The organism is Bradyrhizobium sp. Mp27 (assembly GCF_029953005.1).
Classification (GTDB): domain Bacteria; phylum Pseudomonadota; class Alphaproteobacteria; order Rhizobiales; family Xanthobacteraceae; genus Bradyrhizobium; species Bradyrhizobium barranii.
This window is the reverse complement of sequence record NZ_JASAUS010000038.1, coordinates 23132-37889: the sequence shown is the minus strand read 5'-3', so window position 1 is coordinate 37889 and position 14758 is coordinate 23132. Positions and strand designations below refer to the sequence as shown.

The following is a 14758-nucleotide window of genomic DNA, read 5'->3' as shown; positions in this document are numbered from 1 at the left end:
CAAAATCACAAAAATCCAAATCACAAAATCTACGGAGGAATGCCATGAGAGAAGTCGATCGTCGAAGCAAGCACAGCCGCCGCGTCTTTCTCAAAGGTGCGGCGACAGCCGTTCCGGTCGTCGCTGTCGCAACCAGCGTCGCCGTCAGTATCGAGGACGCCTGGGCCGATGATGCTAGCACGCTTTCACCCGCGACGATGAAGACGCTGCTGAAGGTCGCGCGCGACATCTATCCGCACGATGTCCTCGGCGACAGCTACTACATCACCGCGATCAAACCGTGGGACGGCAAGGCGGCCAAGGATCCCGCTGTCAAATTGCTGATCATCGACGGCATCACGCGGCTCGATCAAAACGCGCGGGATCGCCACAAAGTGGCCTATGCCGAGGTGCCCTGGGAGGCCGATCGTGTGGTGCTCTTGAAGGAGATCGAGCAGAGCGACTTCTTCCAGAAGGTGCGCGGCGACCTCGTCGTGTCGCTCTACAACCAGAAAGAGGTCTGGCCGCGTTTCGGCTACGAGGGCTCCTCCGCCGAGCATGGCGGCTACATCAACCGCGGCTTTGCCGACATCGACTGGCTGCCGAAGGCTTAAGGCTCACCCAACGGTTCAGGAGAACGCATATGGCAAAATTCGATCTGAACGACTCCAGCGTTGTGGTGATCGTCGGCTCCGGTGCCGGCGGCGGCACGCTGGGCAACGAGCTGGCGCAGAAGGGCGTCAAGGTAGTGATCCTCGAAGCAGGTCCCCGCATCGAGAACCAGGACTTCGTCAATGACGAGTGGGAGAGCTTCACGCAGCTCGCCTGGACCGATGCCCGCACCACGTCGGGAACATGGCGCGTCGCCAAAGACTTCTCGGGTCTTCCCGCCTGGATCGTCAAGGCGGTCGGGGGCTCGACCACACATTGGGCCGGCGCGTCGCTGCGCTTCGACGAGCATGAGTTCAAGGTGAAGAGCGCCTATGGCAACATTCCCGGCGCCAATCTCCTGGACTGGCCGGTGACGCTCGCGGAGATCGAGCCGTGGTACGCCAAGGCCGAGAACAAGATGGGCGTGACCCGTACCAACGGCATTCCCGGGCTTCCCGGCAACAATAACTTCAAGGTGCTCGAGGCCGGCGCTAAGAAGCTCGGCTACAAGACCGTGCATACCGGCAACATGGCGATCAACAGCCAGCCGCGCGACGGCCGCGGCGCCTGCCAGCAGATCGGCTTCTGCTTCCAGGGCTGCAAATCCGGTGCGAAATGGTCGACGCTCTACACCGAAATCCCCAAGGGCGAGGCGACCGGCAATCTCGAGGTGCGGCCGAGCAGCATGGCGGTCAAGATCGAGCACGACGCCGGCGGCAAGGTGACCGGCGTGGTCTATGCCGACGAGAGCGGCGCGATGCAGCGCCAAAAGGCGCGCATCGTCGCGGTGGCCGGCAACTCGATCGAGAGCCCGCGGCTGCTCTTGAACAGCGCCTCGAGCATGTTCCCCGATGGCCTCGGCAATTCATCGGGCCAGGTCGGCCGCAACTACATGCGGCACATGACCGGCAGCGTCTACGCCGTGTTCGAGAAGTCGGTGCACATGTATCGCGGCACCACCATGGCCGGCATCATCCGTGACGAAGCCGCCAACAATCCGAAGCGCGGCTTCGTCGGCGGCTACGAGATGGAGACGCTGTCGATCGGCCTGCCGTTCATGGCGGCGTTCCTCAATCCCGGCGCCTGGGGCCGTCCGTTCACCGCGGCACTCGACGGCTATCCCAGGATGGCCGGCATGTGGCTGGTCGGCGAGGACATGCCGCAGGAGACCAACCGCATCACGCTCGATCCCGTCGTCAAGGACAAGTTCGGCCAAGCGGTCGCGAGCGTGCATTTCGACGACCATCCCAACGACCTCGCGATGCGTGCACATGCCTACAAGCAGGGTGCGGCGGTCTACGACGCCGTCGGCGCCACCGTGACCTATCCGACGCCGCCCTATCCGAGCACCCACAATCTCGGCACCAACAGGATGAGCGAGAAGCCCCGGGACGGCGTGGTCAACAAGTTCGGGCAGAGCCACGACGTCAAGAACCTGTTCGTCTCGGATGGCAGCCAGTTCACCAGCGGGGCGGCCTGCAATCCGACGCTGACCATCGTCGCGCTTGCGATCCGGCAGGCGGATTACATTGCGGGGGCGATGCAGAAGAAGGAGATTTGAGGCAAAGCCTCCTCCTCGTCATTGCGAGCGAAGCGAAGCAATCCAGACTGCCAACGTGGAAAGATTCTGGATTGCTTCGTCGCAAGAGCTCCTCGCAATGACGGCGGAGAAAGCATCGTAGCCCGGATGGAGCGAAGCGTAATCCGGGGCCGCGGTCGCTTGCGGCACGAATCCCGGATTGCGCTTCGCTCCATCCGGGCTACACGCGTGTCGCTACGCCGTCGTTTCTATTCGGCCGCGTCGAGGATGGGCGTCACCGCGCCCTTGAACTCCTGCACCGTCGCCATCGTCTTGGATCGATAGATCAGGCACGAACACCGCAGCAGCGAGGCGAAATTGTTGACCTCGCCATGATGGTCCAGCACCTCGTTGTAGAGCGTCGTCAGGAACTTGCCGAGGCTCATGTTCTCCTTGTCCGCGATCTCCTCCAGCGTGTCCCAGAACGCCAATTCCAGCCGGATCGAGGTGCAGTGCCCGCCGATCCGCAACGAGCGGGTCTGGGACTCGTAGTCACGTTGGGGCTGGTGTGCGAAGAAATTGCACATGGCGTCCTCCCGTCCTGTTGCCATTTTTTCACGATGCTACACCGCTGTCCGGCCCCCCACAATCAGGACCGTAGCAGGGCAACCGCTCCGTCCCGGTTGCGCAATTTTCTCGAACGTCCAATCCCTTCAATGTGATAGGCATCCCTCTTCCCCAGGTCGCCACACGGCTGTTGCCCAACACATGCTTTTGACGCAACACGGCCTAGAATAGCGCCGTCAGCGAATCCAGATCGAAAGCCCCATGCCCGTCCGCCAACTGCCAGAGCAAGTCGTCAACCGCATCGCCGCGGGCGAGGTGGTCGAACGCCCGGCGAGCGTGGTCAAGGAACTGGTGGAGAACGCCATCGATGCCGGCGCGAGCCGGATCGACGTCTTCACCGATGGCGGCGGCCGGCGGCGGATCGGTATCACCGACGACGGCGGCGGCATGACCGCGAAGGACCTCGCGCTCGCGGTCGAACGCCATGCCACGTCAAAGCTTGACGACGAGGATCTGCTCCAGATCCGCACGCTCGGGTTCCGCGGCGAGGCGCTGCCCTCGATCGGCTCCGTAGCGCGTCTCTCGATCACCACGCGGCACGCGAGCGAACCACATGCCTGGGCGCTGTCAGTCGAGGGCGGCGACAAATCCGAGATCATGCCGGCGGCGCTGGCCCACGGCACGCGCGTCGAGGTCAACGACCTCTTCTATGCGACCCCGGCGCGGCTGAAGTTCCTGAAGACCGACCGCACAGAGGCGGAGGCGATCCGCGAGGTGGTCAGGCGCCTTGCGATGGCGCGGCCCGACGTCGCCTTCACGCTCGCGGGCGAGGAGCGCGCGCCGGTGACCTGGACCGCCGCGCTGCCCGGCGCCGCCGGACGGCTGACGCGGCTCGGCGATATCCTCGGCGCGGAGTTCCGCAGCCACGCCATCGAGGTCCATGCCGAGCGCGAGGGCGTCGTCGTCGCCGGCTATGCCGCGGCGCCGGCGCTGACCAAGGCCAACGCGCTCGGGCAATATCTCTTCGTCAACGGCCGCCCGGTGCGCGACAAGCTGATCCTCGGCGCCGTGCGCGGGGCCTATGCCGACTATCTGCCGCGCGACCGCCATCCGGTGCTGGCGTTGTTCGTCACACTCGATCCGCGCGAGGTCGATGCCAACGTGCATCCGGCCAAGACCGAGGTGCGCTTCCGCAATGCCGGCCTCGTGCGCGCGCTGATCGTGCACGGATTGAAGGACGCGCTCGCGCGCGAGGGCCGGCGTACGGCCGCCAACAGTGGCGAGAGCGCGTTGTCCTCGTTCCGGCCCGCCTTCACGCCGCCGCGGCCTGCGAGCTGGGACTGGCGCGCCTCGCCATCGGCCCCGGTCGCGCCGATGCCGTCATTCGACGGCTCTGCCGCGCCGGCCTTCGCCGAGCGCGCACAGGCGGCCTTCGATGTCGGCGCGCCCAGTGCGGACGTGCGGTTCGAGACGCAGCCCGTGAGCGACCTCGTCGACCGCCCGCTCGGCGCGGCGCGCACCCAGATCCACGAGACCTATATCGTCTCGCAGACCCGCGACGGCCTGATCATCGTCGACCAGCATGCCGCGCATGAGCGCATCGTCTATGAGCGGCTGAAGGCCTCGCTCGCCGCCAACGGCGTGCAGCGGCAGATCCTCCTGATCCCCGAGATCGTCGAGATGGACGAGGCGACGGTCGAGCGTCTGCTCGAGCGCAGCGAGGAGCTTGCGTCATTTGGGCTGGCGATCGAGTCCTTCGGCCCCGGCGCGGTCGCGGTGCGCGAGACGCCGTCGCTGCTCGGCAAGACCAATGCAGGCGGACTCTTGCGCGATCTCTCCGAGCACATGGCCGAATGGGACGAGGCGCTGCCGCTGGAGCGCCGCCTGATGCACGTCGCCGCGACCATGGCCTGCCACGGCTCGGTGCGTGCCGGCCGCCGGTTACGGCCGGAGGAGATGAACGCCCTGCTCCGCGAGATGGAGGACACCCCGAACTCCGGCCAGTGCAATCACGGTCGGCCGACCTATGTCGAGCTGAAGCTGAGCGACGTGGAGAAGCTGTTCGGGCGGCGATGATTTCGTAGGGTGGGCAAAGCGAAGCGTGCCCACCACCTATCGCGATCGCAGAAAGTTGGTGGGCGCGGCGCGTTGCGCCTTTGCCCACCCTACGGCAGCGAGACTACGGCTTCCTCAAAAACACGAACTCCGTATCGTCATAAGCTCGCCGCTCCAATTCCTCGAAGCCCTCAGGCGTCACGAACTGCGCCGCCTTCGCCTCTTCCACCACCAGCAGCGCGCCCGGCGTGAGCCAGCCACCGTCGCGCAAGCTCGCAAGCGCCTTCTCCGCAAATCCCTTGCCATAGGGCGGATCGAGGAACACCAGCGAGAACGGCTCGACGGGATGCGCAGGCCCGAGATCGGTCGCATCGCGGCGATAGACCTTGGTCACGCCACCAAGGCCCAACGTCTCGACATTGTTGCGCAGCAGCGCGCGCGCCTCGGCGCCGTTGTCGACGAACAGCGTGAACTTCGCCCCACGCGAGGACGCCTCGATGCCGAGCGCGCCGGTGCCCGCGAAGAGATCGAGCACGCGCGCATCCTCGATCGGATCGTCATAGGCGTGCACGAGGATATTGAACACGGACTCGCGCAGCCGGTCCGCCGTGGGGCGGATGTCGCGCGAGGACGGTGAGGCCAGATTACGCCCCTTCAAACGACCGCCGACGACGCGCAATCAGTCCTCCCGCGGCGTCAGATCGCGCTTACCGTGATAGCCGCGCTTGGGGCGGCGCGGCGGGCCGTAGCCGTTGGCCTCGGACTCGTTGCGCTCGCGCGCCTCCTCGCTGCCGGTGCGCTGCACCAGCACGCGACGGCCCTTGCGATCGTTGATCACGTCACGCTTGCTGGCGGGCTTCTTCTCGCGCGGCGCTTCGCCGTCGGGTGAAGAAGATTTCTTCGGCACGTCGAACTGCGCGCCCGATTTCTCGATCACCTTGTCGCCGAGCTGATCACGCAGCACGCGCGACTTGATCTCCTCGACCTGGCCTTCGGGGACCTCGCCGAGCTGGAACGGTCCATAGGACACGCGGATCAGCCGGTTCACCTCGAGCCCGAGATGGGCGCAGACGTTGCGCACCTCGCGGTTCTTGCCTTCGCGGATCGCGAACACCAGCCAGACATTGGCACCCTGGTCGCGCTCCAGCGTCGCCTCGATCGGACCGTATTTGACGCCCTCGACCTCGATGCCGTTCTTCAATTCGTCGAGTTGCGCCTGCGTGACGTCGCCATGGGCGCGGACGCGGTAGCGACGCAGCCAGCCGGTGTCCGGCAGCTCGAGCGTGCGCGCGAGCCCGCCGTCGTTGGTGAGCAGCAGCAGGCCTTCGGTGTTGAAGTCGAGCCGGCCGATCGAGATCAGCCGCGGCAGGCCTTCGGGCAGATTGTCGAACACGGTCGGACGGCCCTCGGGGTCGTCATGCGTGGTCATCAGCCCGCGCGGCTTGTGGTAGAGGAACAGCCGCGTACGCTCACGCTCCGGCAACGGCTTGCCGTCGACCGTGACGACATCGTTCGAGGTGATGTCGAGCGCCGGCGAATTGATGACGCGGCCGTTGACGGCGACGCGGCCCTGCGTGACCATCTCCTCGGCGTCGCGGCGCGAGGCGAGGCCCGCACGCGACAGCACTTTTGCGATGCGCTCGCCGGCCTTCTTCGGCTTCGGTGCTTCGTCACGGCGCGGACGGCCCTCGAAATCCCGATCACGGTCGCGATAGGCGCCGCGGCCACCGAAAGCGGGGCGCTTCTCGAAGATCCTGCTCTCATCCTCGTTTTCACGGCGCGGACGGTCGCCGAAGCGGCCTTCGCTGCGCGGATGCTCGTGCCAGTCGGAGCGACCCTCGGAGCGCTCGCGCGGACGATTGAATTTGGGGCGGTCGCCGCGGTCGCCATCGCTGTCACGACGAGGCCGATCGAATTTCGGACGATCGTCGCGCGGCCGATCGAATTTGGGCCGATCGAACTTGGGCCGCTCGCGGAACGGACGATCGCCGGACGCGCGATCGTCGCGCGAGCGCGAGAAACGCGGACGATCATCGCCGCCACCCTGCCGATCGTCGCGCCTCTGCCAGGGCTTGTCTTCGCCGCGGTCGCGGCCACCGAAATCCTTGCGCGGACCCTTGCTGAAGTCCTTACGCGGCGGACGATCGCCACGCGGACCCGCGTCGCGCTTCTGCCACGGCTTTGAATCGCTGCGCTCGCCACGATCGCGCGGGCGGTCACCGAAGTCACGCGGGCGATCGCCGCGATCCCCACGGTCGCGTTCGCGATCCGGTGCGCCCCGCGAAAACTTCCGCTCGCCGTCGAACTTGCGTTCCGGGCGGTCGCCACGCGGCGCATACGGCCGCTTGTCGCCGAACTTCTTGTCACCGAACCGGCCGGCGGGACGGGAATCGTCGCGATCCCGGCTGCGCGGCGGACGGTCGTCACGGCCATAGGACGGGCGATCACCGCGCGGCTTGAACGGCCGCTTCTCGCCATCGCGCGCGCCGCGATCGGAGAACGGGCGGTCGCCACGCGGCTTGAAGCTGCGCTCCTCACCACCACGGTCGTCGCGCTTGAATTTCGGACGGTCGCTGAAATCGCGGCGCGGGGCATCGCCCTCCTCGCGGCGGCGGAACGGACGGCTGTCGCGGTCACCGCGGGGCGGGCGGCTGTCGCCCGCGCCCTCGGGGCCGCGCTTGGCGAATTTCTTCTCAGGGCCGCGCGGCTTGCCGGACCGGCCCTTGGGCGGGCCACCCCTGCCCGGGCCTCGATCACGCCGGCCGCGGGAATCGTTGTCTTTGTCGCTGTCGCGAGGCATGAATAATCTCACTTAGGGGGTGGCCAGAAAGCATTGTGCGCGCTCGTTTCGAGCCGCATGCTCAGGCAAATCCGGTATTCACTCTTGCTGAAGGCGGAGCTACTAGCAGGTTTCTGGCGATGATACGAGGCTTGAAAGCCCCCTCTTTCATGGATTTGGCGCTCAAAACGGCTGAAAATGCCGGAAAGGCGGGCGAAGTTCCGATCGGATGCGTCGTGGTCCGCAATTACGAGGTCATCGCCACCGCGGCGAACCGCACGCTGACCGATTACGACCCGACCGCCCATGCCGAGATCATTGCGCTGCGCGAGGCGGCGAAAAAGATCGGCAGCGAGCGCCTGGTCGACTGCGACCTCTACGTGACGCTGGAGCCGTGCACCATGTGTGCGGGCGCGATCTCCTTTGCAAGGGTCAGGCGACTCTATTACGGCGCCGCCGATCCCAAGGGCGGCGCAGTCGAGTCCGGCGTGCGGTTCTTCGCTTCCCCCACCTGCCATCATGCGCCGGATGTCTATTCCGGGGTCGGCGAGAGCGAAGCGGCGCGGCTGCTGCGGGACTTCTTTCGGGAGCGGCGGTAGATTCACGTATTCCGCCGTCATGCCCCGCGAAGGTGGGGCATCCGCGGCCTATCGATCAACCACCACCGTCTCGGAGTACTGGATCGCCCGGTCAAGCCGGGCGATGACAGTTGAGTGTGTCGTGACAACGTGACTCACGCCGAAAAGAACTCCCGCAGCGCCTTTGCGGTGACGTCCGGGTTCTCCTCGGTGAGGAAATGGCCGGAGTCCACCGGCATGCCGTCGACGTTGGTCGCCCATTGCTTCCAGGTGTCGAGCGGCGTGGCGGCAGCCTGGGCGATGCCTGCGCCACCCCACAAGGCCAGCATCGGCACCGTGATCTTCTTGCCGGCCTCGAAATCGGCCTTGTCGAGGTCGTAATCGAAATAGGCGCCGGCGCGGTAGTCCTCGCACATCGCATGCACGCGGGCGGGATCGCGGAACGGGGCGATGTAATGTTCGAGTGCACGCTCGTCGATGGCGTCCAGCGTCTTCGACTTGGTCTGGCTCGCCATCTTGAAGCGCAGGAAGAACTCGCCATTGCCCGAGATCAGCGTCTCCGGCAGCGGCGCCGGCTGGGCGAGGAAGGTCCAGTGATAGATCTTCAGCGCGTAGGCGCGGTTCATCCGCTCCCAGTAATTATAGGTCGGCAGGATATCGAGCACGGCGAGCTTCGACAGCCGGCCGGGATGGTCGAGCGCCAGCCGATACGACACCCGGCCGCCGCGGTCGTGGCCGGCGAGCCCGAAGTGGATGTGGCCGAGTTGCTCCATCGCCTCGACCATGGCCTTGGCCATCGCGCGCTTGCTGTAGGGGATGTGCTGCGCATCGCTCTCGGGCATGTCGGACCAGCCATAGCCTGGCAGATCGGCGATGATCAGCGTGAACTTGTCGGCGAGTTGCGGCGCCACGCGGTGCCACATCACGTTGGTCTCGGAGAAGCCGTGCAGCAGCAGCAGCGGTGGCCCCTTGCCGCCGACGCGGGCGAAGATGCGGCCCAAGGAGGTGTTGATCCATTCGGAGGCGAAGCCGGGGTAGAGGTCGGCGAGATCGGACATCTTCGGCATCCTTATCTGGTCAGTCCTGTCTGGTCAGTCCTGTCTGGTCAGTCCCGGGCCGCCTCGAACAAAAATGTCGAAAACAACCCCATGCACAGTAGCACGGTGGTCAGCTGTGAGGGTTGCTAACCCCAACAGGCGATTGCGCAATTTTGGAATGTCGATGTGGCGGGGCGGAGGCACGCGGCAATCTTGATGCCACCATGCGCGTATTCCGGAAAAAAGCCTGTCAGCCCCGGGCCTTCTCGGCTTCCACCGCCTGCCAGCCGATGTCGCGGCGGCAGAAGCCTTCCGGCCAGTGAATGCGGTCGACGGCCTGATAGGCGCGGCTCTGCGCCTCGGTCACGGTCTTGCCGAGCGCGCAGACATTGAGCACGCGGCCGCCATTGGCGAGGATCGCGCCGTCCTTCTCAACCGTGCCCGCATGGAAGATCTCGGCGGTCTCGACCTTGGCGGCATCATCGAGCCCTTCGATGCGCGTGCCCTTCTGATAGTCGCCGGGATAGCCCTTCGCCGCCATCACCACCGTGAGTGCGGATTCCGGATACCAGCGCAGGTCGAAATGCTTCAACTCCCCGTCGCAGGCGGCGATGAACGCCGGCACGATGTCGGACATCATGCGCAGCATCAGCACCTGGCACTCGGGATCGCCGAAGCGGACGTTGAACTCGAACAGTTTTGGGCCCTGCGTCGTCAGCATGATCCCGGCGTAAAGGATGCCGCGGAACGGCGTGCCGCGCTGCTTCATGCCGGCAACCGTCGGCAGAATGATCTTTGCCATGATCGCATCGTGGATCGCGGGCGTGACCAGCGGCGTCGGCGAATAGGCGCCCATGCCGCCGGTGTTCGGGCCGACGTCGTGGTCGAACACCCGCTTGTGGTCCTGCGCGGATGCGAGAGGAATGGCGGTCTCGCCGTCGCACAGCGCGAAGAAGCTGATCTCGCGGCCGGGCAGAAATTCCTCGATCACGACCTCGGCGCCGGCATCGCCAAAGGCGCCTTCGAACATCATGGCGATGGCGTCCTCGGCCTCGCGCACGGTCTTGGCGACCACGACGCCCTTGCCGGCGGCAAGGCCGTCGGCCTTGACCACGATCGGCGCGCCCTGGCTCTGGACGTAAGCACGCGCATCATTGGCGTTGGTGAAGCGCTTGTAGGCGCCGGTCGGAATGCCGAATTCGGTGCACAGCGCCTTGGTGAACCCCTTGGAGCTCTCGAGCTGCGCCGCCACCCCGCTCGGCCCGAACGCCTTGATGCCTGCGGCGGTGAGGTCGTCGACGATGCCGGCGGCCAGCGGCGTCTCCGGGCCGACCACCACGAGCTCGACCGCATTCGTCTTGCAGAAGTCGATCACGGCGGCATGGTCGGCGACATCGAGCGCCACGCATTCCGCCTCCCGCGCGATGCCGGCATTGCCGGGCGCGCACCAGAATTTGGTCACCAGGGGGGAGGCTGCGATTTTCCACGCCAGGGCATGTTCGCGGCCGCCGGAACCGAGCAGGAGAATGTGCATCGAGGGCTCAGAATAAGGGGTTTGCTGGGGGCGGAGGTCGCACGAATCGGCGCGGGTCTCAAGGGGAAACGCCCTACACTCCCCGTCATTCCGGGGGCGTGGCGAAGCCCGCTTTCCTTCTCCCCTTGCGGGAGAAGGTGGCGCGAAGCACCGGATGAGGGGTATCTATCCACACGCAAAAAAGCTCGTGGAGGCAGACCCCTCACCCGAGTGAGGGGTCTGCCTCCACCAGCGGAGATGCCCTCTCCCGCAAGGGGAGAGGGCACAACAATCTGCACCGCGTCAGCGACGTCCTGGAATGACAATCGCCGCTAAACCTGCTTCCCCGCAATGATCTCCTGCAACGTCGCCACGTGCCGCGCGAAGGCGCCGCGGCCGGCGACGGTGGCGGTGACTGTGGTCTGCGGCTTCTTGCCGACGAAGGCTTTCTCCACCGAGACGTAGCCGGCCTTGGCCAGGGTCTCGATATGTGCGCCGAGATTGCCGTCGGTGGCGCCGGTGAGCTTCTTCAGCCTCGAAAATTCCAGACCTGCGGTCGCAGGCAGCGCGTTCAGCGCCGCCATGATCTTCAGCCGCAGCGGCTGGTGGATGATGTCGTCGAGCTCGGCCATGCGCTAGATCCGCCGCATCCAGAGTCCGCCAAGGATCAGACCGCCGCCATTGACGAACGCCATCCAGAGCGGGAACGCCTCTCCGATGTAGAAGAACCCAATCAGTGTCAGCGCAGCGATGCCAAGACCGATCGCGACGAAGGCGTAGCCGAACCAGAGACCCGCCAGCGTATAGAACAGCATGAAGTAGAGCGGCCAGAATGCGCCGAGCTGGCGTGGACCGAAATGGCCGACGACGTTGGTGCAGAGATAGCCGAAGGCGAAGAACAGCACGAAGACCAGAACGAGCCTGATGTTGAAGGCGGCGCCATGCGGATGATGCGGCGGATTGAGCAGGCGGAGCGCAACCAGACCGCCGACACCGAGAACATCGACCGCAACCCAGGCGTAGACCGCGTAGATCGGCCAGAGCCAGGTCACGAGATTGCCTGCGAACACCAGGACTCCCCACCAGACCGCGGCGAGGCTTGCGAGCTCGTAGAGCTGCGATTGCTTCACGCGCTGGACGATGTCGTCGATGTCGGCCAGCGCTGCAGACGCCTCCTTGCTGTCGATCATGACTGCCCTGCCCCGCGCGTTGCGACGTCCTCGGCGATCGCATTGACCGCCTTCGGATTGGTGACCAGGCCCATGTGATTGACGCCGTCGATCATCTTGACGTCGACCGATGGTTTGATCGCCTGGACGGTCTCAGCATATTTGTCCGAGATCATCATCTCGTCCTCGGCGCCGGCGATGATCGTGATCGGTCGTGTCGTTGCCGGTAGATCGAGCCGGTAGCCGCGTGTCGCAAAGTTGCGCATCAGGCGGTCGGAATAGGTAGAGGTGAGGTACTTCGCCGAATTCGCCGGCACGGCGAAGGCGAGCACCGGAAGCTGCGCACAGCATTCGATGCCGAGCTTACGCAGCGCCGCCAGCCCGAAGTAGCGCGGAAGATCAGCATTGGCCCAACCGCCGGCGTGCGGCTTGTTGGTCGGCGCGTCGTAGCCGAGATAAGGCGCGATCAGGACAGTGCGGACGAACAGGTCCTGCATGATCGGCGTCGCGGCAACACGCAGCGAGAAGCCGGCGCCGGCGGAATGACCGATCAAGGTCAGCGGCAAATCGGGCGCGCTTTTGCGGACATGGGCGACGAAGTCGACCAGATCGTCCTCGAGCTGGCCAACATAGCCGATATCACCGCGCGTGCCGGAGGCGCCGTGGCCGCGCGTATCGAGTGCCCAGGTCTCGACGCCGTGCGCGGCGAATGCCGCCGTCAGGGCATGATTGACGGTGCCGGAGGAACCGGACGAGCCGTGGATGAAGATGGCGCCGCGTCCGGTGTCCGCGCCCTTGGGCGCATAGTGACGAAAGCCGAGCCAGGTGCCGTCGCGGGCCTGGAAGCGCTCCAGCGGCGGGAGGGTGGACCAGTCGATCCCCTTGGCGGAGTCCGAGACCGAGCGCATTTCGGCGGGCCGCTCCAGCGGCGTCGCGATCAGGGCGGTGAGCAGCAGCGCGACAGCGCCAACCGCGCACAGGCCCCATTTCAACAGGCTTAGAGAACCCCGCAGCAGCCGCATCGCCATCGCAAACTCCCTCGAACTGATCAACGATAGAGAACTCTATATTACAGAGTACTCTCCATATCAATCCCCGGATTGGCGCCGCGCGGCGAAAATCCTTAACGTCGGGTCTGACCCCAAAATGCCGAATCGTTTGCCGATGCCGCCTGCGGAACCACTGCTCAACGCCCCCGAATTCACCGTCTCCGAGCTCTCGCAGTCCCTGAAGCGGACGGTCGAGGACGCCTTTGGCCATGTCCGGGTCCGTGGCGAGATATCCGGGTTCCGCGGCGCCCACTCCTCCGGCCACTGCTATTTCGCGCTCAAGGACGAGAGCGCCAAGATCGAGGCGGTGATCTGGAAGGGCGTGCACGGGCGGATGCGCTTCAAGCCCCAGGAAGGGCTCGAGGTCATCGCCACCGGCAAGCTCACGACCTATCCGGGCTCCTCCAAGTACCAGATCGTGATCGAGGCGCTGGAGCCGGCCGGCATCGGCGCGCTGATGGCGCTGATGGAGGAGCGCAAGAAGAAGCTCGCCGCCGAGGGCCTGTTCGACGAGGCGCGCAAGCAGCTGCTGCCGTGGCTGCCGGAGGTGATCGGCGTGGTGACCTCGCCGACCGGCGCCGTCATCCGTGACATCCTGCATCGGCTGGAGGATCGCTTTCCCCGCCACGTGCTGGTGTGGCCGGTCAAGGTGCAGGGTGAAGGCTCGGCCGAGCAGGTCGCAGCCGCGATCCGCGGCTTCAACGCGCTGCCGGAAGGCGGCAAGATTCCGCGGCCGGACGTGCTGATCGTCGCACGCGGCGGCGGCTCGCTGGAGGATCTCTGGTCGTTCAACGAGGAGATCGTGGTGCGGGCGGCAGCCGAGAGCATGATCCCGCTGATCTCGGCCGTCGGGCACGAGACCGACATCACGCTGATCGACTTCGTCGCCGACAAGCGCGCGCCGACGCCGACGGCAGCGGCCGAGATGGCGGTGCCGGTGCGCAGCGATCTCTTTGTCGAGGTCGCCGATCTCGCGCGGCGCACCCGCGCCTATTGGCAGCGTGCCCATGAGAGCCGCCGCAGCGAGCTGCGCGCCGCCGCGCGCGCGCTGCCCGCGGCAGGCGACCTGCTCGCGATCCCGCGGCAACGGCTGGATTCGGCGGGCGCGTCGCTCCCCCGCGGCCTCAAGGCCAACACGCATGCGCATTTCCGCCGGTTTACCGCGGCGAGCGCAAAGCTGACGCTGCGGGTGCTGCACGGGCAGATTTCGCAGGCAGATCACCGCCTCACCGTGTGCGGCGAGCGGCTCGGCCTGTCCGCGCGCTCGCTGCTGCGGCAACGGCGCGACCGTTTCGCCGGGCTGGAGGTGCGCTTGCGCGCCTCCAAACTTTCGAATGCGCAGGCGCAGCGCAACGCAATTGCCCGCCAGCGCGAGCGCACGCATCGTCTGGCCGAGCGCGCGGGCCGCGCGCTTGCCACGCTGTTGCAGCGATTGGATGCCCGCGTCGAGAACAGCGGCAAGCTGCTCTCGGCCTTGTCGTATCGCGGCGTGCTCGCGCGCGGTTTTGCCTTGGTGCGGGATGAAGCCGGCCATCCCCTGCATGCGGCGGACGCGATTGGTCCCGGCGCACGCCTCGAGATCGAGTTTGCGGACGGCCGTGTCGGCGCGACGGCGGATGCGGATCGCCCGGCGCCGACGGCAAAGCGTGCGCCGGCGCAGGCAAAGCCGGCCGCGCAGGACACCAAGGCCGCGCCGAAGCGCGTGGCCAAGCCGGTGGACCAGGGCAATTTGTTCTGAGGCGCGAGGGCGGCGTTCCGCCCTCGGTGTCATTCCCCGCGCAGGCGGGGAATCCAGTACGCCGCAGCCCCTCGATGAATCACTGACGTCTCGGAGTACTGGATCGCCCGGTCAAGCCGGGCGA

General features: G+C 66.1%; 13 protein-coding genes. 5 read left to right on the top strand and 8 right to left on the bottom strand.

Annotation, left to right across the window (positions count from 1 at the left end; translation table 11 throughout):
• The first annotated feature begins 44 nt into the window (after positions 1-44).
• Together QJT78_RS20520 and QJT78_RS20515 are read left to right on the top strand one after the other, a co-directional pair.
• On the top strand, positions 45-593 hold the full coding sequence (locus tag QJT78_RS20520) for a hypothetical protein (RefSeq protein WP_028153211.1): 549 nt from the start codon (positions 45-47) through the stop codon (positions 591-593).
• Between the two features lie 29 nt (positions 594-622).
• Positions 623-2191 (top strand): GMC family oxidoreductase, encoded by a 1569-nt coding sequence (locus QJT78_RS20515; protein ID WP_028153210.1) that lies wholly within the window; start codon positions 623-625, stop codon positions 2189-2191.
• 227 nt (positions 2192-2418) lie between these two features.
• Here the strand turns inward: QJT78_RS20515 and QJT78_RS20510 are convergent, their stop codons facing one another.
• Positions 2419-2736: a ribbon-helix-helix domain-containing protein gene (locus QJT78_RS20510; RefSeq protein WP_028153209.1), complete on the bottom strand. Its 318-nt coding sequence runs from the start codon at positions 2734-2736 to the stop codon at positions 2419-2421.
• 241 nt (positions 2737-2977) lie between these two features.
• Between QJT78_RS20510 and mutL the strand changes: the two genes are divergently transcribed.
• A complete protein-coding gene (gene mutL / locus QJT78_RS20505) occupies positions 2978-4792 on the top strand; it encodes a DNA mismatch repair endonuclease MutL (RefSeq protein WP_028153208.1) in 1815 nt (604 codons plus the stop codon).
• A 103-nt stretch (positions 4793-4895) separates the two neighbouring features.
• On the opposite strand, the gene rsmD is transcribed toward mutL, so the two are convergent.
• Entirely contained in the window at positions 4896-5450 is a 555-nt protein-coding gene (gene rsmD, locus QJT78_RS20500) for a 16S rRNA (guanine(966)-N(2))-methyltransferase RsmD (RefSeq protein WP_028153207.1), read from the bottom strand.
• Entirely contained in the window at positions 5451-7571 is a 2121-nt protein-coding gene (locus tag QJT78_RS20495; protein ID WP_028153206.1) for a pseudouridine synthase, read from the bottom strand.
• 119 nt (positions 7572-7690) lie between these two features.
• On the opposite strand from QJT78_RS20495, the gene QJT78_RS20490 reads away from it, so the two are divergent.
• Positions 7691-8149 carry a nucleoside deaminase gene (locus QJT78_RS20490; protein WP_038945284.1) on the top strand — a complete coding sequence of 153 codons (459 nt, stop codon included), beginning with the start codon at positions 7691-7693 and terminating at the stop codon, positions 8147-8149.
• A 134-nt stretch (positions 8150-8283) separates the two neighbouring features.
• Here the strand turns inward: QJT78_RS20490 and QJT78_RS20485 are convergent, their stop codons facing one another.
• The 5 genes from QJT78_RS20485 to QJT78_RS20465 form a co-directional block, all read right to left on the bottom strand.
• The gene (locus QJT78_RS20485) at positions 8284-9186 is read right to left on the bottom strand and encodes an alpha/beta hydrolase (protein ID WP_028153204.1); all 903 of its coding nucleotides are present in this window, start codon (positions 9184-9186) and stop codon (positions 8284-8286) included.
• 229 nt (positions 9187-9415) lie between these two features.
• A complete protein-coding gene (gene purD / locus QJT78_RS20480; protein WP_028153203.1) occupies positions 9416-10699 on the bottom strand; it encodes a phosphoribosylamine--glycine ligase in 1284 nt (427 codons plus the stop codon).
• Between the two features lie 311 nt (positions 10700-11010).
• A complete protein-coding gene (locus QJT78_RS20475; RefSeq protein ID WP_028153202.1) occupies positions 11011-11310 on the bottom strand; it encodes a transcriptional regulator in 300 nt (99 codons plus the stop codon).
• 3 nt (positions 11311-11313) lie between these two features.
• Positions 11314-11868 (bottom strand): hypothetical protein, encoded by a 555-nt coding sequence (locus QJT78_RS20470; protein WP_028153201.1) that lies wholly within the window; start codon positions 11866-11868, stop codon positions 11314-11316.
• Complete coding sequence (locus QJT78_RS20465; RefSeq protein ID WP_028153200.1) at positions 11865-12875, bottom strand: alpha/beta fold hydrolase; 1011 nt, start codon at positions 12873-12875, stop codon at positions 11865-11867. Before QJT78_RS20465 ends, QJT78_RS20470 begins: the two co-directional genes overlap by 4 nt.
• Positions 12876-13011: 136 nt before the next feature.
• Between QJT78_RS20465 and xseA the strand changes: the two genes are divergently transcribed.
• Positions 13012-14634 (top strand): exodeoxyribonuclease VII large subunit, encoded by a 1623-nt coding sequence (gene xseA / locus QJT78_RS20460; RefSeq protein ID WP_028153199.1) that lies wholly within the window; start codon positions 13012-13014, stop codon positions 14632-14634.
• Positions 14635-14758 lie beyond the last annotated feature (124 nt).